Here is a 23,813-nt window from a genome sequence, read left to right on the forward strand (position 1 = left end):
TTGCTGGCAACGACAGCGACGTGAACTTGGCTGCGCAGGCCCGGCACGGCGCGCGCATCCTGATCGTCGAGGACGATTTCGAGATCGCCAGGATGCTCAGTGAAACGCTGATCGAAAACGGCATGGCCGTCGAAATCGCCGAAAGCGGTGCCGAGATGGACGTGCTGCTGCGTTACCGTATGTTCGACCTCATCGTGCTCGACGTCATGCTGCCCGGCGAGGACGGCCTCAGCATCTGCAAGCGGCTGCGCCTGGAAACAACGATTCCGATCCTGATGCTGACAGCGCTTGGCGAGGAGATCGACCGGGTCGTCGGTCTCGAAATCGGCGCTGACGACTATGTGACGAAGCCGTTCAGCGCGCGCGAACTGACGGCGCGGATCAGGGCGCTTCTGCGGCGCACGGCATATCCGGCGCAGGAGCGCACGCGGCCTAAGATGCTGCGCTTCAACGGCTGGCGCATCGATCCGGTTCGTCGCCAGTTGCATGACCCCAGCAACGCCAGGGTGGCAACGACGACGCACGAATTCGACCTGCTGCTCGCCTTTTGCCGCAATGCCGGGCGCGTCCTGTCGCGCGAACAGCTGCTTGGCGTGACCCATGCCGGGTTGGCCGGGCCGATCGAGCGCAGCATCGACGTCCATGTCAGCCGGCTGCGCCAGAAGATCGAAAAGGATGCCCGCGACCCGGTGCTGCTCAAGACAGTCCGGCTCGGCGGCTATTTGTTCACCGCCACGGTGGAAGAGGCATGAAAGCGTTGCTTCGCCGCCTTGTTCCGCAGTCTCTGCGCGGCCAGCTGATGGCGATCATCATGGTGGCGATGCTCGTCGTCATCGTGCTCGGCTCAGCCTTCGAGCGTATCACCAATTCCGACTACGTGCCCGACATGGAGATCGTTGCCGAACGTGCCGGTGTGGTCGCAGCCATGTTGCGCCAGGTGCGGCCTGACAAACGGGGCGCAGTTCTCAAGGCCGCGAACGAGGCCGGGCTGGATTTCCAGTTGTTGAGCCGCGAGCAGGTCGCCGGCACGTCTTCGCCGCAGCAGCGTACGGCGCTCGGCCGTATCATTGCCGCGCTGTTTCCACCCGACAGGGCGCCACCGCTCGGCGGGCTCTGGCTGCTGGTCGCAGATCAGCCAGCGCTTGTCTTCGATCTCGATGAGAAGACGGCCGTGGCACTCTTCGGCGCCCCCGACACGGTGTTGACGTCGCAGTTCGTCAGCCCCGCCACCTACTACCTGCTGGCGCTGGTCGTTCTGTTTGTCTTGTTTTCGTTCTTTGCCGTGTGGGCCGTGACTGATCCCTTGAACCGGATTTCGGCGGCGGTTGGTTCGGCCGAGATCGACAATGGCGACGCGTTGTTCGTTGAGCGCGGCTCAATCGAAATGGTCGGCCTGGCGCGTGCGCTCAACGGCATGCGGGCGCGCATCCGGGCGATGATCGACAACCGCACCCGCATGCTGCGCAGCGTCAGCCACGATTTGCGCACGCCGCTGACGCGGCTGCGCCTCAGAGCCGAGCGCATGGACGATAGTGTGCTGCGCGGCGCCATGCTGTCCGACATCAGCCATATCGAAGGGCTGATCGACGAGACGCTGACCTATCTGCGCAACGACGTTTCGACGGAGGAACTGCAGCGCGCCGACATCGCAAGTGTCGTGCAGACGGTGTGCGCCGAATTCTCCGATGTCGGCTTTTCGGTTTCCTACACCGGCCCCGACCGGCTGCCCGGCTGGTGCAAGCCGAACGCGCTGGCGCGCGCCATCACCAATCTTTGCGACAACGGCGTCAAGTTCGCGCCCAATGTCGAGGTTCTGCTGACCGCGACCGACGAAGCGGCCATCATCGAGGTCAGCGACAACGGGCCGGGCATCCCCGAAACCGTGCGGGCACGTGTCTTCGAGCCGTTCTACAAGGTCGACGCATCACGGGGTGCGAACGCCCGGCGCGGCTTCGGTCTCGGCCTGTCGATCGTCGCCGACATCGTGCATGGCCATGGCGGCAAGATCGAGCTTGATGAAAACAGGCCGACTGGACTTGTGGTCAAGGTCGACTTGCCGAGAGGCCTTGTCGCCGCCTAGGCAAATCCCTGAGTGATGAGCCGGAATTGCTCGCCGCTGCGTCCGCCGAGCAGGCAACGCTTGCCTCGATTGGCTGTTTGCACTAGCGAAGGCGCACACTAAACTATGCGCTCGCACCTTCTCGATCCGCATCTTCTCGATCCAATGACGCAGGCCGCCATGACCCTCATCGATACCCGTACGCCCGATGCCAAGCGCTTCATTCCCGGTGCCACCGGCGACTGGGAGGTCATCATCGGCCTGGAGGTGCACGCCCAGGTGACGTCGGAGGCAAAGCTGTTCTCCGGCGCCTCAACCGCATTCGGCGCCGAGCCCAATGCCAATGTCAGCCTTGTCGATGCGGCGATGCCCGGCATGCTGCCGGTCATCAACGAGGAATGTGTCAAGCAGGCGATCCGCACGGGCCTGGGCCTGAAGGCGCAGATCAACCACAAGTCCGTCTTCGACCGGAAGAACTATTTCTATCCCGATCTGCCGCAGGGCTATCAGATCTCTCAGTTCAAGCAGCCGATCGTCGGCGAGGGCAAGATCACCATTTCGGTCGGCCCCGACCGCAAAGGCGAGTTCGAGGACATCGAGATCGGCATCGAGCGCCTGCATCTGGAGCAGGACGCCGGCAAGTCGATCCACGACCAGCATCCGACGATGTCTTATGTCGACCTCAATCGTTCGGGCGTGGCGCTGATGGAGATCGTCTCCAAGCCCGACTTGCGCTCGTCGGACGAGGCCAAGGCCTATGTCACCAAGCTGCGCACCATCGTGCGCTATCTCGGCACCTGCGACGGTAACATGGACGAAGGCTCGATGCGCGCCGACGTCAACGTGTCAGTGCGCCGTCCCGGCGGCGAGTTCGGCACGCGTTGCGAGATCAAGAACGTCAACTCGATCCGCTTCGTTGGCCAGGCCATCGAATACGAGGCGCGGCGCCAGATTGCCATTCTCGAGGATGGTGGCAAGATCGACCAGGAGACCCGCCTGTTTGACCCGCACAAGGGCGAGACGCGTTCGATGCGCTCCAAGGAAGAAGCGCATGACTACCGCTACTTCCCCGATCCGGACCTTTTGCCGCTCGAATTCGACCAGGCCTATGTCGACGCGCTCGCCAAGGACCTCGTCGAGCTGCCCGACGAAAAGAAGGAACGCCTGGTCACGTCGCTTGGCCTGTCGGTCTATGACGCCTCGATCCTGGTCTCGGAAAAGGCGATCGCCGACTATTTCGAGAAGGTGGCTGCGGGCCGCGATGGCAAGCTTGCCGCCAACTGGGTCATCAACGACCTGCTCGGCGCGCTGAACAAGGCCGGCAAGGACATCGAAAACGCTCCCGTATCACCCGACCAGCTCGGTGCGGTTATCGACTTGATCAAGGAAGGCACGATCTCCGGCAAGATCGCCAAGGATCTGTTCGAGATCGTCTGGAACGAGGGCGGCGACCCGCGCGAGCTGGTCGAGAGCCGTGGCATGAAGCAGGTGACCGACACCGGCGCCATCGAACAGGCCGTCGACGATGTCATCGCCGCCAACCCCGACAAGGCCGACCAGGCGCGCGCCAAGCCGACAATGGCCGGCTGGTTCGTCGGCCAGGTGATGAAGGCGACGGGCGGCAAGGCCAACCCGCAAGCGGTCAACGACCTGGTCAAGGCCAAGCTCGGCATCGAGGAATAGAGCGGTGTTTGTCCGGACGGCGAGTGAGCGCGACCTTGAGACGATCAAGGCGCTGCTCGCCGAGACGTGGCACGCGACCTACGATGCCATCTACGGTGTCGAGCGTGTCGACGAGATCACGGCCGAGTGGCATTCGCTGGCCTCGCTCAAGGCGCGGCTGACGCGGCCCAATTCCGAGTTCCTGGTTGCCGACGACGGCAAGAAGATTGCCGGTATGGCTTTTGCCGCCGCGACCAGCGACGGCAAGGTGCTTGTGCTGCACCAGCTCTACATACGCCCGGGAAACCAGCGCGCGGGGGTCGGCCGGCTGTTGCTCGACGAAGTCGAGCAGAGCTTTCCCGAAGCACGGACGATGCGTGTCGAAGTTGAGGAGGCCAATGCGCCGGCGTTGGTCTTCTACGCTGCCAGTGGCTTCGTGCGCGCCGGCGAGACCGCCAATTGCGGTGCTGAACAGTCCGGCATTCCCGCGCTGATCCTCGAAAAGAAGCTGGGCTAGATCGGGCCGGCTTGGCTGGCCGCTATCTCGACATTGTCGATGAGCCGCGTCTTGCCGAGGCGGGCGGCAACGAGCACGCGGCCGTCACGGTCTTTCCGCCAGGGCGCCAGCGTCACGCTTTCGCGCGCCTCGACATAATCGACTACATCGAAACCGGCGTCGAGAATAGCCTGGCGCGCCGCGGCCATCGTCGCCTGTTCGTCGGCGCCAGACTGAAGCCGCGAAGCTGCCTTGCGCAGCAGCTTGTTGAGCTGCCGTGCGATCTCAAGTTCTTCCTCGCTGAGATAGGCGTTGCGCGACGACATGGCGAGGCCTTCGGCGTCGCGGATCGTCGGCGAACCCAGCACTTCGACCGGCAAATCGAGGTCGCGGCACAGCTTTTTGACGACACACAGCTGCTGGTAGTCCTTCTCGCCGAACACAGCGAGGTCGGGTTCCGACTGGATGAACAGCTTGCCGACGACGGTGGCAACACCGTCGAAGAAGGCCGGGCGGAAATCGGTTTCGAGCCCGGCGGACGGGCCGCCAACTGATATCGAGGTAGCAAAGCCTTGCGGGTAGACCTCATCGACACCGGGTATGAAGGCCAAGTGGACGCCGGCCTTTTCCAGCCTGTCGAGGTCGAGCGCCAGCTGGCGCGGATATTTGTCGAGGTCTTCAGTCGGCGCGAACTGGCGCGGATTGACGAAGATCGAGACGACGCAGCGGTCGGCGCGCTCGAGTGCTGCGCGCATCAGCGAGACATGGCCGTCATGCAGCGCGCCCATTGTCGGCACCAGCGCGACCTTGAGGCCTTCGGCACGCCATGCCCGCACCTGGGAACGGAGGGCGGCGATGGTTTCGACGACAACGGTCATGCCTTGTCCTTGGTCAGTGAAAACAGATGTTCGGGGCCAGGGAAGGCGCGGCTGCGCACGTCGCGGGCGTAGGCTGCGGCCGCATCGGTGACGACGTCGCGTAAGTGTGCGTATTCCTTGACGAATTTGGGCACGCGGTCGACGGTCAGGCCGATAGCGTCGTCCGTGACCAGAACCTGGCCATCGCAAGCGGGGCTGGCGCCGATACCCACGGTGGGGATCCTGATGCGACGGGTGATCTCGGCCGCGACCGGCTCGACGGTGCCCTCGATGACGACCGAAAAGGCGCCTGATGCCTCGACAGCCCTTGCATCGGCATAAAGTGCCTCGGCATTGGCCTCGGAGCGGCCCTTGATCTTGTAGCCGCCTTCCTTCTCGACCGATTGCGGCAAGAGCCCGATGTGGCCCATGACCGGAATGCCAATTGCGACGATCGCCGCGATCTGCGCGGCAATGGCCACGCCGCCTTCGAGCTTGACCGCGTCGCAGCCGGTTTCGCGCATGATGCGGCTGGCCGAGGCGACCGCGTTTTCGACCGTGTCCTCGTAGCTGCCGGCAGGCATGTCGACGACGACGCAGGCACGGGAAGAGCCGCGCATCACCGCCTGGCCGTGGGCGACCATCATGTCCATCGTCGCACCCAGGGTGTTCGGATGGCCATGCAGCACCATTGCAACGCTGTCACCAACCAGCAGCAGGTCGACATGCGGGTCGAGCAGCCGGGCGATCGGATAGGTGTAGGCGGTGAGACAGACGATGGGCTCCTTGCCCTTGCGGGCCAAGAGAGCGGCGGGCGTGATGCGGCCGGCAGCCGCAGGCGCGTCAGAAGCCATGTCTTTTCCTCCCTCGACGGTCCGGCCTGGCCGGTCCGAGAGCCCAACGGGCCGGATTCCATTACGGATCGGCTAAACATTTTGCAAGTGCGAGATGAAGGCGTGAGCAGATGCGAGATGGCATCGTCCATCAGGACGAGCGTGGCGGTGCCTCTTCCTGCGCCAGACGCCTGATGTAGACGGCGAACTCCGGGTCCTCGCCAGGCAGAAGCTGGGGCAGGGCGTTGCGAAAATCGGCGCGCCGGCACCATTCGCGCATGAAATCCTCCCACGATGCCCAGCGCCGCCGCTTGCGCTCGGGCATGTCAGGCTCATAGGCGACGAGATAGGCGCGCTCGAACAGGGCGATCAGGATGGCGAACATTGCCAGCAGGCGGTCGCGCTGCTCGCCGGTAAGATTGATGGTCGCATCCTGCGACTGCAGCCTGAGGTCGGAATGGCCGAGAGACAGCTTGAGGAAGTCGGTGTAGCCGTCGGAGAGCATCTGGTAGATTTCCTCCTCCTCGTTGACACGTTCCTTGCGCTGCTCGAAGACGAAGAAGAAGATGGCCAGCGGCAAGCCGAAGATCGTCACCAGCATGCTCAGCATTTCAAGGAATTGCATGAAGGGCATGGTTGCGGTCCGATTTGACGCTGATGGCGAACAGTAGGTGTTGATTGATCCTCTGCCAATCGTCGCAGGCGGCAAGTTGGAGCGTCTAAACTCTTGCCATCGGGCCAGCCTGACGCCATAAGCAGGAGACTTTTACGCGCCTGTCGCGAGGATCCGATGAAGAATTTCCTTGTCCAGTTTTTCACCTGGTGGAATGGCCAGACCCTTGGCACGCGTTTTCACACCTGGCGCAATGGCACCAAGGTCGGCCAGGACGAATTCGGCAACACCTACTATGAAGGTGGCAAGGATTCGGAAGGCCGCACCCGCCGCTGGGTGATCTACAAGGGCTATTCGGAAGCCTCGCTGATTCCTCCCGGTTGGCACGGCTGGATGCACCATCGCGTCGATGTGGCGCCGCCGAGCGACAACTATATTCCGCGCGACTGGCAGAAGTCGCACCAGCCGAACCTGACCGGCACCGGCGGCGCTTACCGCCCGAAGGGTTCGGTGCTGGGCAATACGCATCGTCCGCAGGTCACCGGCGACTACGACGCCTGGACGCCCGGCGCATAAGACAGCTCAACGGCGCGGACATTTGTCGCCACAATTGGCGGCTAACTCCTTGCCCATTGGCGTCAGGCGATTAGCCTTGGCGCGTGGGAATCAGCGAGTGGGACACACTCCGGGCGCAACGGCGGTAACGACTGAATGACATTTCCTGGCCGGAATCCGTCGAGCGGACGATCAAAGGCGAAAGCCCTGCTTGTGGCTGCGGCGCTGTGCGCAGGGATTGGCCAGACGATGGCCCAGGACAGCATCGAGCAGCTGCCGCTCGACCAGCAGGTCGAACAGGGCGATGATCTTCCGGCCATCGATGTCCAGCCCTTGCCCGGCGAGGCACAACAGGCTCCCGGCGAAGCACAGCCTGCGCCGAAGGTTGCGGCACCGCCTCAGCGGATCAAGAATGCAGTTGCTGAGTTTGCTGGCATCGACAAGATCACCGGCCGCATCATCACCTTCGACGTCTATGTCGACGAGACTGTGCAGTTCGGCGCGCTGCAGGTGACGCCGCGCGTCTGCTACTCCAGACCGGAGAACGAAGAGCCGAAGACGGATTCCTTCGTCGAAGTCGACGAAATCACGCTCGACCGCAAGATCCGGCGCATCTTCACCGGCTGGATGTTTGCCGAAAGCCCCGGCCTCAACGCCGTCGAGCACGCCGTCTATGACGTCTGGCTGAAGGCCTGCAAGCAGAAGTCGGACGTTCCCGCGCCGCAAGCTGCCAAGACCAACTGATCTTTTTCGGAACCGCATCGGGTCCCTGACGTTTGGCGTCGTGAACAATGCCAACGGGAGGATCGCGCCGTGACCGTCAACCGTGACGAATTGCTCGAGCTCGAACGGGAATTCTGGACCGGCAACCAGGAGTTCTTCGCCGAAAACGCCGACAGGGAATGCCTTGTCGCGTTCCCGGAAATGGCCGGTGTGATGAGCAATGCCGAACTGGCCGCGACCGCGACCAAGCCGCATCGCTGGCGCAACCTCGAGATCAAGCTGCAAGGCATCGTCGAACCCGGCAGCGATATCGTCATGCTGACCTATGAGGCCAAGGCGATCCGCGACAATGGCGAGCCGTATCAGGCGCTGGTGAGCACCGGCTACGTTCATCGGATGCAGGGCTGGAAGATGATGTTCCATGCCCACACGCCGACCGGCACGGACACGGGCAAAGCGAAGAGCTAGCAGCGCTGCTCAGGGCATGAATGTGGCTTCGCCAACAAGAGCCTTGGCAAGCATCTTCTCGTATTTGTCGCGCGGCACGTCGACAGCGCCGAAGCGCTTCAGGTGATCGGTGGTGAACTGCGTGTCGAGCAGCAGGAAGCCGCGCTGCTTGAGGCGCTCGACGAGGTGCACGAGGCAGACCTTGGAGGCGTCGGTTTCGCGCGAAAACATGCTTTCGCCGAAGAAGGCACGGCCCAGCGAAACGCCATAGAGCCCGCCGACCAGCTCGCCATCGCGCCAGGCCTCGACCGAGTGGGCGTTGCCGATGCGGTGAAGATGGGTATAGGCCTCGCGGATCGGCGCATTGATCCATGTCGAAAGCCGACCGGCGCGCCGTTCGGCACACGCGTCGATGACGCCTTCGAAGTCGCTGTCGAAGCGGACCTCGAAATGGCCCTGCCGGATCGTCTTGGCGAGGCTGTGCGGTACGTGGAAGGCGTCGAAGGGGATGATGCCGCGCGTCTCGGGCCGGACCCAGAAAACTTCCGGATCCGACGCGCTTTCGGCCATGGGAAAGACGCCCGACGCATAGGCCTTCAGAAGAAGGTCGGTGGGTATGCTGTAGCCGGGCGCATAAGGTCGGGTCATGCGACCCTCATTCTACTCGCCTTTCGCGAGATGTTTTTCCAGCCAATGGATGTCGTAGTCGCCATTTGCGATGTCGGGGTTGCCGACAAGCTCGCGGAACAGCGGCAGCGTCGTCTTGATACCATCTACCACGAATTCGTCGAGCGCGCGTCTGAGGCGCATCATGCACTCGACGCGGTTGCGGCCGTGCACGATCAGCTTGCCGATCAGGCTGTCGTAGTAAGGCGGGATCCGGTAGCCGGAGTAAACGCCCGAATCGACACGGATGCCGAGGCCGCCGGGCGTGTGGAAATGGGTGATCGTGCCGGGCGAGGGCACGAAGGTCCGTGGATCCTCGGCGTTGATGCGGCACTCGATGGCATGGCCGTGGAAGCGGATGTCGTTCTGGGTGACCGACAGGCCGCCGCCCGAGGCGACGCGGATCTGCTCATGCACGAGGTCGATGCCGGTGATCGCTTCGGTGATCGTGTGCTCGACCTGAAGGCGGGTGTTCATCTCGATGAAGTAGAACTCGCCGTTTTCGTAGAGGAACTCGATCGTGCCGGCGCCGGAGTAACCGAGATTGGCGACCGCATTGGCGCAAATCTCGCCGATGCGCGAGCGCTCTTCGGCGTTGAGGGCGGGCGAATTGGCCTCTTCCCAGACCTTCTGGTGGCGGCGCTGCAACGAGCAGTCGCGCTCGCCGAGATGCACGCCCTTGCCAGCACCGTCGCCGAAGATCTGCACTTCGATGTGGCGTGGCTTCTGCAGGTACTTCTCGATGTAGACGGCGTCGTCGCCGAAGGCAGCGCCCGCTTCAGTACGTGCGGTCTGCAGCGCGATTTCAAGGTCAGCCTCGGTGAGCGCAACCTTCATGCCGCGGCCGCCGCCGCCGGCGGAGGCCTTGATGATGACCGGGTAGCCGATCTCTGCGGCAACGCGCTTGGCTTCCTTCTCGTCGCTGACAGCGCCTTCCGAACCGGGCACGACCGGAATGCCCAGGCGCTTTGCGGTGCGCTTGGCTTCGATCTTGTCGCCCATGATGCGGATGTGGTCGCCCGAGGGGCCGATAAAGGTGATGTTGTGAGCGGCCAGGATGTCGGCGAACTTGGCGTTTTCCGACAGGAAGCCGTAGCCCGGATGCACGGCGTCAGCGCCGGTGATCTCGCAGGCCGCGACGATCTGGTGGATGTTGAGGTAGCTGTCGCGCGAAGGCGGCGGGCCGATGCAGACGCTCTCGTCGGCGAGGCGCACATGCATGGCGTCGGCGTCGGCGGTGGAGTGCACGGCAACCGTCTGGATGCCGAGCTCCTTGGCCGCGCGCAGCACTCTGAGGGCGATTTCGCCGCGATTGGCGATCAGGATTTTCTGGAACATGCGCGCAGCCTTCCGGCTTACTCGACCACGACGAGCGGCATGCCGTATTCGACAGGCTGCGCGTCTTCGATCAGGATAGCTGTGACCGTGCCGGAGCGTGGCGCGGGAATCTGGTTCATCGTCTTCATCGCTTCGATGATCAGCAGCGTCTGGCCTTCCTTGACCACCGAGCCGACCTCGATGAAGGGCTTGGCGTCGGGCGAGGGTGCCAGGTAGGCGGTGCCGACCATCGGCGAAGGCACGGCGTTCTTGGAGATGTCGACGACCGCGGGTGCCGCGACGGCTGCAACCGGGGTCGAGTTCACCGCTCCAGCAGCTGCCATGACAGGTGCGGCAACCGTGTGCACTGCCTGCGTCTGGCGTGAGACGCGCACCTTGAGGTCGCCGAGCTCGACTTCGATCTCGGTCAGGTTGGTGTCGTTCAGAATTCCTGCGAGATCGCGGACGAGCTGCTGATCAACACCGTCGGTCTTCTTCGTCGCCATGTTTAAGCCTTTTCTCTTCCTGTTTCCGGTCAGAGCCGGGCGGCCAGCGCCTGAAGCGCCAGCGTGTATCCCAGCGGCCCGAAGCCGCAGATCATGCCCACGGCCACCGGAGCCACCATGGATTTATGGCGGAACGGTTCGCGGGCGTGGATGTTGGAAAGGTGCACCTCGGCGACCGGCAACGGCGAGACGGCACGAATGGCGTCCTGCAGCGCGATCGAGGTGTGGGTGTAGGCGCCTGCATTCAAGACGATGCCGGCGGCTTTCTCGCCGGCCTCGTGGATCCAGTCGACCAGTACGCCCTCGTGGTTCGATTGGCGGAAATCGACTGCAAGGCCAAGCGAGGCGGCTGCCGCATGGCAGTCGGCTTCGATGTCGGCCAGGGTCTTGCCGCCATAAATCCCGGGCTCGCGTTTGCCCAGCATATTAAGGTTCGGACCGTTGAGGACGAAAACCGTTTTCAATCTACAGACCTTTCCACCCGCCAGATCCTCTCTGGCGCGGCGGACCCTCTATAATCGGCATAAGCCGTCGCGGAAAGAGCGCAAGCGACTTCTTGCGCTGTCCACAACGGCTCGCGCTGAACAATCCTTGTTCAGCAGGTGGAATTTGCCTGGCAAGCGGCGGCCGCGGCGATCTTTTCTGCCAACACATCCTGGCCGAGCGCGCCGAAGACGACCTCGTTGCCGACGACATAGGACGGCGTGCCGGAGATCTGCAGCTTGTTGGCAAGTTCGTAGGTGCGGTTGAAGGCCTCGCCGATCTCGGGATCCTTCATCGCTTCGCGCAGCTTGGCTTCGTCAGCGCCGAGATCGACGGCGAGCTTGATGGCGTTGTCTTCGCTGGCGCGGCCTTCGCCGCCGATCAGCTTGTCGTGGAACTCGCCGTACTTCTCCGGCATCAGGTTGCGGAACGCCATCGACACGACATGAGCCTTTTGCGAATCCGGTCCGAGGATCGGGAACTCCTTGAGCACGAAGCGCAGGTCGGGATTGGTCTTGACGAGCGCGTTCATGTCGGTCTGGGCGCGTTTGCAGTAGCCGCAATTGTAGTCGTAGAACTCGACGATGGTGACCTTGCCGTCAGGGTTGCCGACGATGCCATCGTATTTCGAGTTGAAGATCTCGTCCTTGCTCTGCTTGATCACGTCGAGGCTGGCGATGCGCTGCTCTTCCTTCTGCTTGGCTTCCAGCGCGCCCTGCATTTCGAGAAGCAGCTCGGGATTGTTGAGCAGGTAGTCGCGCACGATCGTCTCGACCTGCTTCTTGTCGAGACTACCAGTGGCGGACACGGATGGCTGGGCAGCGGCGGTTTCGGCATGAGCGGCGTTTGGTGACCCCGCGAGGTAGCCGAAGGCCAGCATGGCGAAGGCGACAGCGATGCCCGTCGTGCCGAGAAGAAGTGCTTTTTTCATGGTTCTAAACTCCAGCCTTGGGGCTTATGCATGACCCCGAAAATGAAACGATTTTCGGGGTCATGCATCAGGTTTAAAGTTTCACAGTGTCCTTGCGCGCCCAGGGGTCGCGCGGCGCTGTGTGTCGCTGTCCACCGAAAGAAGGTTCACTTCTTTTTCTTGCTCGGCGCTTTGTAGTTGATGATGTCCTGCGCGCGCACCCAGCCCGGCGAACCGCGCTGAAGTTTCTGCTGTGCCCGCATCGCAAAGATTTTGGCGTCCTGGTAGGCACCGCTGTAATAATGGCCGTCGGCGGTGGCAAGGTCGGCATCGGCGACGTCGCCGAGCATGCCGTAGGCCTGGGCGAGATAGCGGTAGCCAGAGGCGTTCTCGCGGTCGCGGTCGAGGCCCTTGCGGATTTCAACGACGGCCTTTTTGAGCGCGTCGGGCGTTCCGACCGCAAGGTAGGTCTGGCCAAGCGCGATCGGCAGGATGCCTGACTTCGCCGTATCGAGCCGGACTGCCGTGGTATAGGCTTCCGCTGCGGCCGCGGGCTTGTTCGACTTCATCAGGATGTCGCCGCGCAACTCGTGGAAATAGGCGTTCTTGGGCTGCGACTTGATCAGCGCATCGGTCTTGGTCAGCGCCGAACGCAGGTCGCCGAACAGATAGGTCGACTGGGCGTCGCCATAATGCGAGGCAAGCCCGTCGGTGCCGCGCAGCAGGCGCGAGGCGGCTGCTTGGCCCTGAGTGTAGGCGGCGATCTTCACCCGCATCATATCGTGGCGCTGCTGCAGTGCCTCGGAGTCCTTTTTGTCGAAAAACGGGCTCTCGCGCGCCAGCGTCTCAAGATTGGCGATGCGGTCGCGCGGCATCGGGTGGCTGACCTGGTAGGGATCGACCCTGGCACCCGACAGCGACAGTGCGGTCTGGAAGCGCTGGAAGGTCTTCAGCATGCCCTGAGCCGACTGGCCGGTGGCGTTGAGATAGGTCATCGCCGAACGGTCGGCGGTGGTCTCTTCCGAGCGCTGGTAGCCGAGAAGGCTGCGCCGCGCCATTTCGGAACCACCGGCAACGACGCCTGCGCCTGCCGCACCAAGGCCGCTGGTGTCGGTGGCGGCACCAGCCACCATCGCGCCGGCACCGAGCAGGGCGGCGACGATGGCCATGGTCTGGGCGCGCGCCAGCTGGTCGCGCAGGCGCTCCTGGTGGCCGCCGGCAATGTGGCCGGCTTCATGGGCGATGACGCCGATGATCTCGTTCGGCGTTTCGGCGGTCATCAGCGCGCCGGTGTTGATGAACATGCGCCGGCCGGCAACGAAGGCATTGAACGCCGGGTCGTTGACGAGGATGATGTTGATGTTCGAATTGGCGAGCCCGGCAGCCTTGAGGATCGGCCGGGCGTAGTCGCGCACCAGGGCTTCGATCTCGGCGTCGCGCACGATCGGCACGTTCTGCGCATGGGCAGCACCGGTCGAGCCGAGCGCAAGCCCGGCCGACAAAGCAAGTGCGGTGACCGCGCGCGTTGACCTTGCGATGAAACGCGAAAGACTTGTGATGCTCTGCATGGCGGGGAACACTCGTAAACGAGCCATCGGGCTGTGAAAAGGCTGGTTCAAAAAACTCATCAACTTGTGATCCCCATATCAATCAGGCATTTGTGCGGCACATTGCCTGGCGGGCGACAGTAGAAAGTAGACGAAAATGGCGGTTGCGATTTCACGGCGCGGCGAGGTGGAACCCTTCCATGCGATGGACATCCTGGCCGAAGCCAACAGGCTCAAGGCCTTGGGCGCGCCGGTCATTTCGATGGCCGTCGGCCAGCCTTCCGATCCAGCACCGCAGCGGGTGCGGGATGCCGCTGCCGCTGCGCTCAAGCTTGGCCGCATCGGCTACACGGATGCGCTCGGGCTGTTTGACCTGCGTAAGGCGATATCGGCCCATTACGCCGAGCACTACCGCATCGACGTGCCGGTTTCGCGAATCGCCGTTACCACCGGCTCGTCGGCGGCTTTCAATCTCGCGTTCCTCGCGATGTTCGACGCTGGCGACCGCGTGGCGATCGCAGCCCCCGGTTATCCTGCCTACCGCAACATCATGGGCGCGCTCGGCCTTGACGTGGTCGAGATCGAATTGGAGGGCGCTGCCTATCTGCATGCCGAGCACCTGCGCGCCGCGCATGCGCAAAAACCGCTGAAAGGTGTGCTGTTTGCCAGTCCCGCCAACCCGACCGGTGCCGTCGTGCCGGCGGCCGACCTCAAGGCGCTTGTCGATACCGCCCGCGAACTCGGCATCGCGGTGATTTCGGACGAAATCTACCACCGGCTGGCTTATGGCGCGCCCGACGTGACGGCGCTCGCCTATGACACTGACGTCACCGTCATCAACTCGTTTTCCAAATATTACTGCATGACCGGTTGGCGCATCGGCTGGATGGTGCTGCCGGAGCGGCTGGTGCGCCCGGTCGAGCGCATCGCGCAATCGCTCTACATCTCGGCGCCGGAACTGTCGCAGGTCGCGGCCATCGAGGCGTTCAATGTCGGCGATGAGCTCGAGGTCATCAAGGCACGCTACGCCTGGAACCGCGAGTTGCTGGCCAAGAGGCTGCCGGAGCTGGGCTTCAACTTCGCAGCTCCCATGGACGGTGCCTTCTATGCGTTCTGCAACGTGTCGCGGCTGACCAATGACAGCATGGAGTTCGCCAGCCGCATGCTGGCCGAAGCCCATGTCGCGGCGACGCCGGGCAGGGATTTTGACCCGCTCGCAGGCCACCGCTACATGCGATTCTCCTATGCCGGCAGCCACGACGAAATGATCGAGGCCATGGACCGGCTGGAGCGCTGGCTGCGCTGAAATGCAACCGCCCCGTCGGTCGTACCGACGGGGCGGACAGGGGCAAAGGGGAGGATGGGCTTTGCCGCCTGAGCGCCGGAATGCCGTTACCCCCACAGAACGCATTCCGACAGGAGTACTAAGGAGCGGTCAGGGACCAAGCACCGCTGCGACCGCCTTGCCGGCATCGAGCAGGCCGGCGCCGAAATAATACGTCTTGCCCTTCGCCGGTTCGTTGTCGGCGTTCATCGGATCGGGTGTGAGCGGCGTTGCCCCCGGCTTCACCGCGGCGTTCTGGTCGCAGGCGGCGATGAGGTTGGCCTTGGACGCCATGCCGTCGAGCTTGGCTATGGGGCCATGTCTTGCCTTGTGGGCACGCGCTGTCAGCGCGGCGACGCCTGCTACAAGAGCAGCCGCGCCGGAGGTTCCGCCAAAGGTGGTGTAGTAGCCGCCGCCGATACCCTGGTTGTCGAGTGGCGGCAGGATCGACGAGTAGGGATCGGAGCCGCCGGCATAGCCGAACGTGCCGGGCAGGTCGGTGGTCAGCAGCGAGAAATGGCTGTGCGGGATCACCTTGCCCTTGCCCGGATGGTAGTGGTGCTGGTCGACCATCGGGTCGGTGCGGTCGACGCGCAACTGGTGGCGGGTGTAGATCTCGAAATCGTCGGAAGGCGCCACGAGCGTCAGCTTGGCGCCGTAGTTGCTGTAGCCCGAGCGGTAGCCATTCGGCGTAACGGCTCCAACCGCGATCACACCGTTGTTGGCGGCAGCAAGGCTGGCGGGGTAAATCATCTGGCTTTCGCCGTCGTTGCCGGCCGCGCAGACGACCGGCACTTTGCGGCTGATGGCGACGATGAGCTTGGCCAGGATGTTCCAGGCAACTTCGCGATTGCCGGTCTTGCCGACCGCATGCGGCCTGAGCTCGCTTGCCGGCGGCGTCGCCTCCTCGAGACGGGCGAAGAGGTCGGCACGCTCCCAGTTTGCCCGGTCGTCGAGGTCTTGCGACAATTCGGGCTTGGCGTTGAGGACGCTGCGCGCGGGATCCGGGATGCCGCGTGGCAGCAGGATCACGTCGGCGCCATTGGCAAAGGCATAAAGGAACGCCGCGATGAATTGGTCTGGCTGCTGCTCGAAGCCGGTCCTGATCGAGATCAGCCGCGACAGCGGGTCGACGCCGAAATAGGGCAGCGTGTTGCGGTTCGGGTTTGGCACGGCACTGCCATCGTCGGCGATCAGCACGTCGGGCAGGGCAATGGCAGGGTTGGGCGCAACGGTTGCGGCAGGCTCTCCGACGACCAGGCCCGCGACGGCCGTGCCGTGGCTGCCAAAGGTCTCGTCGCCCTCGATCAGCGTGTGCAGGACGCCTTCGGAGGCCACGAGTTCTGTAATCAGGCTGCCAAGATAGGCCGTTTCGGGGCCGGTCAGGTTGAGCGTGCCCAGTCCTGCTGTGGACAGTCCGCTGAAGAAGGCGGCCTTGACCTCCGGGTCGTAGGGGCTCGCGGCAGGCGCCGCGACGTATTTGGCGCCATAGGGATGGCTCACCAGGTCGATGGACTTCACCGCGTCGAGCCGGCTCTTGAGGTTGGGATGGCTACGACTGACGCCGACGTCGATCAAGGCGACAGTTGCGGGCGTTGTCGCTGCCGGGAACGCCTCGGTGATCGTGTCCCAGACGGTGCCGTTGATGGTGGGTGACGAAAGATCGGTCTCGCCGCCCGGTGTCAGCGGCCCGAAGGTGGCGTCGATCACGCCAAGGGCCGTAAGGTGCCAGAGGTAGTAATAGGACTGTGGTGGCTGGAAGGAAAATTGCTGGTTGCCGTTTGCCATGATCGCCCCCTCAGATCCATTCGCGCTGTGCCGCGAGATAATTCGCCATGAAAGCGTCCCTGAGATAGGGCTGGAAGCGCTGCGCCAGCGCCCGTCCGCCATTGGTGTCGCTCGGATAGTGCAGACCGGCCCATTCCCGGTTTTCGGCCACCTTGCGGGCAATGCGCGACAGCTCTTCCGTCGCCGAATGCTCGGGCAGGATGGCGTTGAAGGCGAACGCGATCGAATGACACTGGAACGAGTGGTTGCTCGGATAGGCCTGGTGCGCCGGATTGGGCAGCATCAGGCGCAGGCGTGGCTCGACCTGGTTGGGTCGGGTGCGGTTGAACTTTGCCTTGTAGATCAGCCCGACATATTCGCAGGCCGTCAGGATCGCCTGGAACAGGCCTTCCGTCTGGTCGAAGCCGCTGATCCCGTCGATGCCCAGCGGCTTGGTGAAATCCGAGACGTCGAGGCTCGCTTCGCGCTCGATGTCCTCCTTGCGGCGTGAGCGTTCGCGGTCGCGCGACTGGAGTGAAAGCAGCACCGTCGTTTCCAGCCGGGTGACGTCGGGCCCGGGCGGCAGCAGAATGTCGAGTTGTTCCCAGGTGAATTTGCGCGCCGCCGTGAACGCATGCGGCGAGGGCGAAGTGTGCAGGCGCCTGAGCTCGAAGGCCGGGATCATGCTGCTTTGTGAGCCGCTGCCCGAACCTGTTTGAAGGCCGCTGCCCTTGTTCTTGTTTTTGTTCTTATTTTTGTTCTTGTTCTTGTTGAGCGAGGCCTTGTTCAGCACGCCGGCGCTCATCACGGCACTGGCGACGCCTGCCGCCATTACCATCGCCTCGGCGCCGGATGCGAGTTTCGTTTCCAGCACGATTGGAGGCCGATCCGTGGCCGCGCAAGGCAGCACGTCGTCGCCGGCGATCTTGAAACGATACTGATCGAGAAAGTGTGAAAAACCGCCCTCAACAGGCGCAATACTGTCGTTGCCAGACACTGAATTCCCCATTGATTTGATCGAATTTTGCGGTGCTCGGCGCGCCGGTCATGTTTTTTTGACACCGGCTTTGATCAGGCCGGAGATCAGATTGGCGCCGCCCTCGGTGCGCATGATCGGGTAACGGGCGTCGATCAGAGAACTGATCGAGAAATTGGGTTCGACGACGTTGAGGCGGTCAAGCAGCGTGCGGGCCGCGCGGACGTCGCCGAGCTGGGCGTGGCTCGCCACGAGGTAGCGCAGCAGCGAATTGAAGTCGGGCCGCTCGCGCAGCGCCTGTTCGCCCGCCTCGACGGCGACGCGGTGATTGCCGGCGAGCGTCGCATTGATCAGCCGCGAGGTGTCGAAATAGTAGCGGTAGGGGCTGTAAGCGCCGAGATGGCGCGCCCAGTTGGCAAGGCTGAGGCCCTTGTCCGGCTGGCCGGCATAGGCATGCAGCATCGAGTAGAGATCCCAGCCGAGTACCTGGGTCGGGTTGGCGCGGATGGCGCGCTCGAATAGCCCCGATGCGTAGTCGTATTCGCCAAACAGGAACGAATGCACATGGCCGACCAGGGCCAGGGTGACCGAATTGCTGGAGTCGAGCTCCAGCGCCTTGCGGGCATAATGCTGGGCCTGCTCGATGGCGACGGCGGAGTCGGAAAAACGCTGGCCAACCTGGAAGGTCATCAGGAAGGCGAGCCAGGCATAGGCCTGCGATGACGGCCGCTGGGCAATGATGCGCCGGAGTGACGCCTCAGACATGACGAGGTCGTTGCGCGACAGCCGGAACATGGCGTTGACGGCGGCATAGAGGCTCTCGGCCTCGACGGCGTCGTCGGTCTGTTCGGAGCGCGCGATGAAGTATTTGCGCAACTCGTCCATCGCTTCGTTGATGAGTTGATGGGCAGCGGATGTTTCGCCCGCTTCGACGGCGCGCCGTTCGAGCGTGGCACCGCCCATCCACAGCAGGCTGCGATCTGCGGTGCGATGAACGCTGACGCTGATATAGGCCTGGTGAGCCGAAAAGCGGTAGCGGACCTGCATTGCGAGCGCCACCGACTCGAATGCTGCATCCGGCTCCTGAGTCTTGGAAAGATCCGGACGCGACAGATCGCAGACGGCAAGTTCGCCGCCTTCGAGCAGCGAGCGGACAAGCAGCTCCGCAAACATGTCGGGCAACGATTCCGCTTCGAAGGCGTCACCCGATATCGACGGCGGCAGAAGCGCCACCGACCAGCCGGTCCGGCCGCCGTTCAATGGCAAGGACTTGCGGTTGCCGCCGTCGGAGGAATCCGGGCCGGGCTTTTGGCCATGTGTCGGGATGAGGCCGTTGCTGCGTCTGTCCTTGGGGCTGACGTCGCGCTGTCCGAGCGCGCTTTCGAGTCGGCCTTGCCAGACCTGGCGCTCGAGCATCAGCCATTCCTCGAACTCGGGGTCGCCGATGTCGAGGCCTTCGAGCAGCTCCGGCCAGGATTCGAGCTCGGCCTCGCTCGGCACCGACTGGCGCGACGGGTCGAGCAGTTGCAGCGCATCGACCGACACGCGGTTGAGATCGAGCGAGATCGTGTGGTTGTCCGAAATGATGATGCTGTCGGCGATCGTGCCCAATGACTTGCGTACGTCGACGAGCGCCTGTCTCAGGCTCGCGGCGGCCTGTTCTTCGCCACGGTCGCTCCACAGCTTGTCGCGAAGCCAGATGCGCGAGCGGGCGCCGCGTGGCGCAAGCGCCAGCATCGCCACAAGCGCGCGCGATTTCTGCGCCTTGGGTGTACACGTAGCGCCGCCGGCATCGGTGACGGCCAGCGCCCCGAACAGGTAGATATTGCAAAGCGTACTGGCGTCGTCACCAGCCATCGTGCGGACCTTCGCTGCAGGTCGTCCATGCCCCCAAAGAGGGTACCACAGGTCGAATCGCCCGCGGCCCTCGCAACTTGCGTCGGGATCATACAACGACATTCCGGCAAGTGCGCGTGCTTGTATGCTTTTGGCACCGGGCAAGACCTGCAGCATTCCAGCGTTCCTCACCACTCTTGCCGGAGGTGATTCCGGCCTGATTTCGGTAGGACGTTAGGGAGGCGGGGTGATTGCGGCGTGAGTGAAACGTCAAAACAGTCGTGAAATGCCGTTCTGACGGGTCATCTGATCGGGCGGCCTACTTCACACGCCAAATGGTTTGGCAATCGCCCTGGCGATCGCGATGAGCAGACCATGCCCCGGTCGCGTCGCCAGTTCGTGATGATTCAGCGTCCCGATGAACTGTGGCGGCGGGGGCCGGCGAGCTCTTTGCCGAGCGCCAGTGCTTCCTGCAGATCGGTTGCATATTTGGCTGTATCTTCGAGGCCGCCGAAATAATTGAGGCGGATGGTTTCCCCACGTTTGCTCATGACCACGCCGATGCTCCGCAGGCTCTCACGCACATCTGAAAATCGCATATCGCAACTTCTCCGTTTGGTGGGTTGAGTGAACATTAGAAGTCGCTTGTAACAGTCCCGTGTTGACGCAACGTGAGGGATACGTGAATCGCGGCTACAAAAGTTTCAGTTCGCGCACATCTTTATCGATTCCGTTGCGACTGCGGCACGAGCGGTGCCGTAAACAGATGGTTCTGCCGATGGGCCAATGAAGGGCGATACGGGTGGCGGCGCGCGCGACTTGATGTAGAACGGCGTTCCGGTTCGAGCCGGACGAAGAGCTTGCAGGAAGTGCCATGTCCAGCCTCCAGGATACGTTAAACGAGATCGTCGCCGAAATGGCGGCGCAGACCGAGCGCGGCGCGGTTGCCTCCTATATTCCCGAACTCGGCAAGGTCGATCCGGCCAAGTTCGCCATTGCGGTGGTCGGAAACGACGGCGAGGTGGCATCGGCCGGTGACGCCGACGAGCCGTTTTCGATCCAGAGCATCTCCAAGGTATTCACGCTGGCGCTGGCGCTCGGCCGTGTCGGCGATCAGCTGTGGAACCGCGTCGGGCGCGAGCCGTCGGGCACGGCCTTCAACTCCATCGTCCAGCTCGAGCTCGAGCATGGCATTCCGCGCAATCCCTTCATCAATGCCGGCGCGATTGTCGTCTCCGACGTGCTTTTGTCAGGACATCAGCCGCGCGAGGCGATCGGCGAGGTGCTGAGCTTCATGCGCACCGTGGCCGACGACGACTCGGTCATCATCGATCGCGACGTGGCTAATTCCGAGCGCGCCACCGGCTTCCGCAATTTCGCGCTGGCGAACTACCTCAAAGGCTTTGGCAACCTGAACCACGCCCCTGAGATGACGCTGGGGGTCTATTTCCACCACTGTGCGGTAGCCATGAGCTGCCTGCAGTTGGCCAATGCCGGGCGATTCCTTGCCAACGCTGGACGCATCGAATCGTCTGGCCATTCGATCGTGTCGAGCGAGCGCGCCCGCCGTATCAACGCGCTGATGCTGACCTGCGGCCATTATGACGGCTCGGGCGAATTCGCCTTCCGCGTCGGCATTCCCGGCAAAAGTGGGGTCGGCGGTGGCATATTGGCGATCGTGCCCGGCGTGGCGTCGATCGCTGTCTGGTCACCGGGGCTCAATGCGCGCGGCAACTCGATGCTAGGCTCGATCGCGCTGGAACGGCTGACCAAGCGGATGAACTGGTCGATCTTCGCCTCGCGCTGAGCAGTCCATGCCGGCCAGCTGTCGTGCAGCCACTTTTTTGGTCTGACGGCGGCCTTTCAGGTTGGCCCAGACGATATCGCGCCCGAACACCATAACCTCGCGGTCCGCGCCGACGATCACCCATGACCATCGGCCGTCGGCGAGATTCCGCAATTTCACCTTCATGCCGATCAGCGTGGTGCTTTCGCCATTGGCGCGGATCATCTCGTCATGCGGCGCGATGGAACTGATCTCGTGGCGCGGCAGAAGGTCGGCGGCATGATTCGACTGGAAGCGCATCGCGATGTCGCGCCTCGTCCTGGCTGGGCAGGGTGCCGCCGCGCAGGGTGAGATCCATCCTGACGAATCCCTTGAGCTTGCCGGAAGGGGCGATACAGCACTGATAAGCTCGCCGCCCAAGCCTGCATTGCGCTTGTCGGTGCGCTCCATGCGAACGAGCAGGGGCACTTTCGCCGTCGACCTCGACGGGACCCTGCTCGACGTTTGCATAGCCAGCAGGAACGGGCAGGGCTTCCAGGGCCTTGTGGCGACACTCCCGCGAGCAGAGCCTAGCGGGCGAACAGCCTGAGTCGCAATGGTGTGTAAGACCGATCAATACTGATGGGCGCTGCAGCAGCCGAAATGCACGCGATCCGCGCCAGGGATGAGGTGTGAGAATGCAGGAAGGATTTGCGCTGCGATGCGTACCGCAGCCGCGACCTCGCCGTGGCGAGACAGTTATTGAGCTTTCAATGCATTTTGAGAATGAAGTGGCTCCCCGGGCCGGATTCGAACCAGCGACCAACCGGTTAACAGCCGGTTGCTCTACCACTGAGCTACCGGGGAACAGCGCTCTGGTGTGAACGAGGCGGCGTATAGCAACGGTAATCCGATTTGCAAAGCGCTAATCGAACTTTTTGCGAGTTTTTCCCAGGCAGCTTTCTGGTAATCACACCGGGACAGCCTCATATGTCCGCTTTGCCAAGCCTTTTTGCCGGCTTGGCGCGGCATTCGGGCGCACAGGTTTCACCGGACATATGCAGGGATAATGACAAGCCCCAGACCCCAGCAGCCACCCAAACGCAAGATTTCCATCTTCGGTCGCGAATTCGCCATGCCGCGCTCGCGCGGGGTGCGTATCGGCATCGGCGTCGCGCTCTGTTTCTTCGGCCTTCTGGGCTTCCTGCCGGTGCTTGGCTTCTGGATGATTCCGCTCGGGCTTCTGGTTTTGTCGCACGAATTCCATGTCGTGCGCCGTGTGCGCCGCAGGCTGATCATCTGGTGGGAGCGGCGCAAGCGCCCCGCCAGCTAACGTCAGACGAACCGCACGGATTCGCCGTCGGTCGTGGGGCGCCGGAACCCGCGCCAAGGGATTCGGGCAGGGCAGGCCGGTCGGGGTATCCCAGGGCTTTGGTACCGGGGATGTTGGTGCAGGGGACGTTGGCTCGCTCACCAGGAATTCGCACGGTGGGCACTGTTTCATCGAATCCTGCGGCGCAGCCTTCACCAAAACCCCCGGGAAAGATTCTTCCCCGCTTGACGGCGGAATCCTGGCAACCTATTGGAGCCGTGTAGACGCCCGAAGCGGCGAGGCCTCGTGGCGGAGTGGTTACGCAGAGGACTGCAAATCCTTGCACCCCGGTTCGATTCCGGGCGAGGCCTCCAGCTTCCTCGGCAACCGCCGCCGGGGACCCATTCGGGTACAGTCATATTTTGCGCATCACGCGCCGAAGGCGGGCCCGGTTGAACATGAACGCTGATTTTTCCGAACGTCGCGTGAAGATGGTGGACGGCCAGGTCCGCACCACTGATGTGACCGATGCTGCCATCCTCTCCGCCATGTTGTCGGTGCCGCGCGAGGAATTCGTCGATAATGGCCAGCGTGAGCTCGCTTACATCGATGAGGACCTGCGCTATGGCGTAACGGCCGATGCCGATCAGCCGCGTTATCTGATGGAGCCGTCGCCCTTCGCCAAGCTGGCGCAGCTGGCCGAAATCCTGCCTGGCGATTTCGTTCTCGATGTCGGCTGCGGCACGGGCTATTCCTCGGCGGTGCTGTCGCGCCTCGCAAGCTCGGTGATCGCTCTCGAAAGCGACACAACGCTTGCCGCAAAGGCAAGCTCGACACTTTCGTCGCTTGGCTATGACAATGTCGTGGTGGTTTCCTCCGCGCTCGCCGCTGGTTATCCTTCGCAGGGGCCTTACGATGTCATCTTCGTCGGCGGCAGCGTCGAGCAGGTACCCGAGGCGCTGCTTGGCCAGCTCAAGGAAGGCGGCCGGCTGGTCGTCGTCGAAGGGCGCGGCAATGCCGGTGTCGCCAGCGTCTTTCTCAATGCGGGCTCCGTAGTAACGGCGCGCCGTGCTTTCAATGCGGCAGTAAAGCCACTACCGGGCTTCAATCGCACACACGAATTTGAGTTCTGACTTCCTTTTTCTTGCGGCGGGCAATG

The 23,813-nt window shown here is 63.1% G+C and carries 25 protein-coding genes and 2 tRNA genes; 12 read left to right on the forward strand and 15 right to left on the reverse strand.

Annotation, left to right across the window (positions count from 1 at the left end; genetic code table 11):
• Nucleotides 1-20 precede the first annotated feature (20 nt).
• From IHE39_RS05470 to IHE39_RS05485, 4 genes are all read left to right on the forward strand, one after another.
• Nucleotides 21-752 carry a response regulator gene (locus IHE39_RS05470; protein ID WP_434781281.1) on the forward strand — a complete coding sequence of 244 codons (732 nt, stop codon included), beginning with the start codon at nt 21-23 and terminating at the stop codon, nt 750-752.
• Entirely contained in the window at nt 749-2,080 is a 1,332-nt protein-coding gene (locus tag IHE39_RS05475; RefSeq protein ID WP_192565758.1) for a sensor histidine kinase, read from the forward strand. The genes IHE39_RS05470 and IHE39_RS05475 overlap by 4 nt, the downstream gene beginning before the upstream one ends.
• 159 nt (nt 2,081-2,239) lie before the next feature.
• Nucleotides 2,240-3,742 (forward strand): Asp-tRNA(Asn)/Glu-tRNA(Gln) amidotransferase subunit GatB, encoded by a 1,503-nt coding sequence (gene gatB, locus IHE39_RS05480; protein WP_192565759.1) that lies wholly within the window; start codon nt 2,240-2,242, stop codon nt 3,740-3,742.
• Between the two features lie 4 nt (nt 3,743-3,746).
• Nucleotides 3,747-4,238 carry a GNAT family N-acetyltransferase gene (locus IHE39_RS05485; protein ID WP_184769049.1) on the forward strand — a complete coding sequence of 164 codons (492 nt, stop codon included), beginning with the start codon at nt 3,747-3,749 and terminating at the stop codon, nt 4,236-4,238.
• Here IHE39_RS05485 and panC read toward each other — a convergent pair.
• The 3 genes from panC to IHE39_RS05500 form a co-directional block, all read right to left on the reverse strand.
• Complete coding sequence (gene panC, locus IHE39_RS05490; RefSeq protein WP_192565760.1) at nt 4,235-5,095, reverse strand: pantoate--beta-alanine ligase; 861 nt, start codon at nt 5,093-5,095, stop codon at nt 4,235-4,237. The genes IHE39_RS05485 and panC overlap by 4 nt on opposite strands.
• On the reverse strand, nt 5,092-5,928 hold the full coding sequence (gene panB, locus IHE39_RS05495; protein ID WP_192565761.1) for a 3-methyl-2-oxobutanoate hydroxymethyltransferase: 837 nt from the start codon (nt 5,926-5,928) through the stop codon (nt 5,092-5,094). The genes panC and panB overlap by 4 nt, the downstream gene beginning before the upstream one ends.
• Nucleotides 5,929-6,058: 130 nt before the next feature.
• The gene (locus tag IHE39_RS05500; RefSeq protein WP_184769052.1) at nt 6,059-6,541 is read right to left on the reverse strand and encodes a hypothetical protein; all 483 of its coding nucleotides are present in this window, start codon (nt 6,539-6,541) and stop codon (nt 6,059-6,061) included.
• Nucleotides 6,542-6,697: 156 nt separating this feature from the next.
• On the opposite strand from IHE39_RS05500, the gene IHE39_RS05505 reads away from it, so the two are divergent.
• From IHE39_RS05505 to IHE39_RS05515, 3 genes are all read left to right on the forward strand, one after another.
• A complete protein-coding gene (locus IHE39_RS05505) occupies nt 6,698-7,096 on the forward strand; it encodes an NADH:ubiquinone oxidoreductase subunit NDUFA12 (RefSeq protein WP_184769053.1) in 399 nt (132 codons plus the stop codon).
• A gap of 312 nt (nt 7,097-7,408) precedes the next feature.
• Nucleotides 7,409-7,819: a DUF2155 domain-containing protein gene (locus IHE39_RS05510; protein WP_434781292.1), complete on the forward strand. Its 411-nt coding sequence runs from the start codon at nt 7,409-7,411 to the stop codon at nt 7,817-7,819.
• 69 nt (nt 7,820-7,888) lie between these two features.
• A complete protein-coding gene (locus IHE39_RS05515; RefSeq protein WP_192565762.1) occupies nt 7,889-8,266 on the forward strand; it encodes a hypothetical protein in 378 nt (125 codons plus the stop codon).
• 9 nt (nt 8,267-8,275) lie between these two features.
• Here IHE39_RS05515 and aat read toward each other — a convergent pair whose 3' ends face one another.
• The 6 genes from aat to IHE39_RS05545 form a co-directional block, all read right to left on the reverse strand.
• On the reverse strand, nt 8,276-8,893 hold the full coding sequence (aat, locus tag IHE39_RS05520) for a leucyl/phenylalanyl-tRNA--protein transferase (RefSeq protein WP_192565763.1): 618 nt from the start codon (nt 8,891-8,893) through the stop codon (nt 8,276-8,278).
• Between the two features lie 12 nt (nt 8,894-8,905).
• Nucleotides 8,906-10,249 (reverse strand): acetyl-CoA carboxylase biotin carboxylase subunit, encoded by a 1,344-nt coding sequence (accC, locus tag IHE39_RS05525; protein ID WP_192565764.1) that lies wholly within the window; start codon nt 10,247-10,249, stop codon nt 8,906-8,908.
• A gap of 17 nt (nt 10,250-10,266) precedes the next feature.
• Nucleotides 10,267-10,734 (reverse strand): acetyl-CoA carboxylase biotin carboxyl carrier protein, encoded by a 468-nt coding sequence (accB, locus tag IHE39_RS05530; RefSeq protein ID WP_184769057.1) that lies wholly within the window; start codon nt 10,732-10,734, stop codon nt 10,267-10,269.
• Nucleotides 10,735-10,763: 29 nt separating this feature from the next.
• A complete protein-coding gene (aroQ, locus tag IHE39_RS05535; protein ID WP_192565765.1) occupies nt 10,764-11,198 on the reverse strand; it encodes a type II 3-dehydroquinate dehydratase in 435 nt (144 codons plus the stop codon).
• A 131-nt stretch (nt 11,199-11,329) separates the two neighbouring features.
• Nucleotides 11,330-12,148, reverse strand: a complete 819-nt coding sequence (locus tag IHE39_RS05540) for a DsbA family protein (RefSeq protein ID WP_192565766.1) — start codon at nt 12,146-12,148, stop codon at nt 11,330-11,332.
• A gap of 146 nt (nt 12,149-12,294) precedes the next feature.
• Nucleotides 12,295-13,695 carry a M48 family metalloprotease gene (locus IHE39_RS05545; RefSeq protein ID WP_192565767.1) on the reverse strand — a complete coding sequence of 467 codons (1,401 nt, stop codon included), beginning with the start codon at nt 13,693-13,695 and terminating at the stop codon, nt 12,295-12,297.
• 136 nt (nt 13,696-13,831) lie between these two features.
• Here IHE39_RS05545 and IHE39_RS05550 point away from each other — a divergent pair, with 136 nt between their 5' ends.
• Entirely contained in the window at nt 13,832-14,980 is a 1,149-nt protein-coding gene (locus tag IHE39_RS05550) for a pyridoxal phosphate-dependent aminotransferase (RefSeq protein WP_192565768.1), read from the forward strand.
• A 129-nt stretch (nt 14,981-15,109) separates the two neighbouring features.
• Here IHE39_RS05550 and IHE39_RS05555 read toward each other — a convergent pair whose 3' ends face one another.
• From IHE39_RS05555 to IHE39_RS05570, 4 genes are all read right to left on the reverse strand, one after another.
• The gene (locus IHE39_RS05555; RefSeq protein ID WP_192565769.1) at nt 15,110-16,786 is read right to left on the reverse strand and encodes a S8 family serine peptidase; all 1,677 of its coding nucleotides are present in this window, start codon (nt 16,784-16,786) and stop codon (nt 15,110-15,112) included.
• A gap of 10 nt (nt 16,787-16,796) precedes the next feature.
• Complete coding sequence (locus tag IHE39_RS05560; RefSeq protein WP_434781282.1) at nt 16,797-17,762, reverse strand: phosphatase PAP2 family protein; 966 nt, start codon at nt 17,760-17,762, stop codon at nt 16,797-16,799.
• A 48-nt stretch (nt 17,763-17,810) separates the two neighbouring features.
• The gene (locus tag IHE39_RS05565) at nt 17,811-19,598 is read right to left on the reverse strand and encodes an AfsR/SARP family transcriptional regulator (RefSeq protein ID WP_192565771.1); all 1,788 of its coding nucleotides are present in this window, start codon (nt 19,596-19,598) and stop codon (nt 17,811-17,813) included.
• A gap of 386 nt (nt 19,599-19,984) precedes the next feature.
• Nucleotides 19,985-20,176: a hypothetical protein gene (locus IHE39_RS05570; RefSeq protein WP_184769065.1), complete on the reverse strand. Its 192-nt coding sequence runs from the start codon at nt 20,174-20,176 to the stop codon at nt 19,985-19,987.
• A 275-nt stretch (nt 20,177-20,451) separates the two neighbouring features.
• Here IHE39_RS05570 and IHE39_RS05575 point away from each other — a divergent pair, with 275 nt between their 5' ends.
• Nucleotides 20,452-21,384 carry a glutaminase gene (locus tag IHE39_RS05575; protein ID WP_184769066.1) on the forward strand — a complete coding sequence of 311 codons (933 nt, stop codon included), beginning with the start codon at nt 20,452-20,454 and terminating at the stop codon, nt 21,382-21,384.
• Here IHE39_RS05575 and IHE39_RS05580 read toward each other — a convergent pair.
• Nucleotides 21,319-21,813: a hypothetical protein gene (locus IHE39_RS05580; protein WP_184769067.1), complete on the reverse strand. Its 495-nt coding sequence runs from the start codon at nt 21,811-21,813 to the stop codon at nt 21,319-21,321. The genes IHE39_RS05575 and IHE39_RS05580 overlap by 66 nt on opposite strands.
• Nucleotides 21,814-22,134: 321 nt before the next feature.
• Nucleotides 22,135-22,209: transfer RNA gene (locus IHE39_RS05585), tRNA-Asn, on the reverse strand.
• A gap of 202 nt (nt 22,210-22,411) precedes the next feature.
• On the opposite strand from IHE39_RS05585, the gene IHE39_RS05590 reads away from it, so the two are divergent.
• From IHE39_RS05590 to IHE39_RS05600, 3 genes are all read left to right on the forward strand, one after another.
• The gene (locus IHE39_RS05590; RefSeq protein ID WP_184769068.1) at nt 22,412-22,675 is read left to right on the forward strand and encodes a hypothetical protein; all 264 of its coding nucleotides are present in this window, start codon (nt 22,412-22,414) and stop codon (nt 22,673-22,675) included.
• A gap of 279 nt (nt 22,676-22,954) precedes the next feature.
• Nucleotides 22,955-23,028: transfer RNA gene (locus IHE39_RS05595), tRNA-Cys, on the forward strand.
• An 84-nt stretch (nt 23,029-23,112) separates the two neighbouring features.
• Nucleotides 23,113-23,787, forward strand: a complete 675-nt coding sequence (locus IHE39_RS05600) for a protein-L-isoaspartate O-methyltransferase family protein (RefSeq protein ID WP_192566061.1) — start codon at nt 23,113-23,115, stop codon at nt 23,785-23,787.
• Nucleotides 23,788-23,813: the final 26 nt, after the last annotated feature.

This window comes from Aminobacter carboxidus (genome assembly GCF_014863355.1).
GTDB classification, from domain to species: Bacteria; Pseudomonadota; Alphaproteobacteria; order Rhizobiales; family Rhizobiaceae; genus Aminobacter; species Aminobacter carboxidus.

Coding starts and splice junctions, on each gene's coding strand:
- accC (WP_192565764.1), bottom strand. CDS start 10,249: ATGTTCCAGAAAATCCTGATCGCCAATCGCGGCGAAATCGCCCTCAGA.
- IHE39_RS05545 (WP_192565767.1), bottom strand. CDS start 13,695: ATGCAGAGCATCACAAGTCTTTCGCGTTTCATCGCAAGGTCAACGCGC.
- IHE39_RS05565 (WP_192565771.1), bottom strand. CDS start 19,598: ATGGCTGGTGACGACGCCAGTACGCTTTGCAATATCTACCTGTTCGGG.
- IHE39_RS05600 (WP_192566061.1), top strand. CDS start 23,113: ATGAACGCTGATTTTTCCGAACGTCGCGTGAAGATGGTGGACGGCCAG.
- panB (WP_192565761.1), bottom strand. CDS start 5,928: ATGGCTTCTGACGCGCCTGCGGCTGCCGGCCGCATCACGCCCGCCGCT.
- aat (WP_192565763.1), bottom strand. CDS start 8,893: ATGACCCGACCTTATGCGCCCGGCTACAGCATACCCACCGACCTTCTT.
- IHE39_RS05540 (WP_192565766.1), bottom strand. CDS start 12,148: ATGAAAAAAGCACTTCTTCTCGGCACGACGGGCATCGCTGTCGCCTTC.
- IHE39_RS05590 (WP_184769068.1), top strand. CDS start 22,412: ATGACAAGCCCCAGACCCCAGCAGCCACCCAAACGCAAGATTTCCATC.
- panC (WP_192565760.1), bottom strand. CDS start 5,095: ATGACCGTTGTCGTCGAAACCATCGCCGCCCTCCGTTCCCAGGTGCGG.
- IHE39_RS05555 (WP_192565769.1), bottom strand. CDS start 16,786: ATGGCAAACGGCAACCAGCAATTTTCCTTCCAGCCACCACAGTCCTAT.
- IHE39_RS05505 (WP_184769053.1), top strand. CDS start 6,698: ATGAAGAATTTCCTTGTCCAGTTTTTCACCTGGTGGAATGGCCAGACC.
- IHE39_RS05575 (WP_184769066.1), top strand. CDS start 20,452: ATGTCCAGCCTCCAGGATACGTTAAACGAGATCGTCGCCGAAATGGCG.
- IHE39_RS05550 (WP_192565768.1), top strand. CDS start 13,832: ATGGCGGTTGCGATTTCACGGCGCGGCGAGGTGGAACCCTTCCATGCG.
- IHE39_RS05570 (WP_184769065.1), bottom strand. CDS start 20,176: ATGCGATTTTCAGATGTGCGTGAGAGCCTGCGGAGCATCGGCGTGGTC.
- gatB (WP_192565759.1), top strand. CDS start 2,240: ATGACCCTCATCGATACCCGTACGCCCGATGCCAAGCGCTTCATTCCC.
- IHE39_RS05500 (WP_184769052.1), bottom strand. CDS start 6,541: ATGCCCTTCATGCAATTCCTTGAAATGCTGAGCATGCTGGTGACGATC.
- IHE39_RS05475 (WP_192565758.1), top strand. CDS start 749: ATGAAAGCGTTGCTTCGCCGCCTTGTTCCGCAGTCTCTGCGCGGCCAG.
- accB (WP_184769057.1), bottom strand. CDS start 10,734: ATGGCGACGAAGAAGACCGACGGTGTTGATCAGCAGCTCGTCCGCGAT.
- IHE39_RS05580 (WP_184769067.1), bottom strand. CDS start 21,813: ATGGAGCGCACCGACAAGCGCAATGCAGGCTTGGGCGGCGAGCTTATC.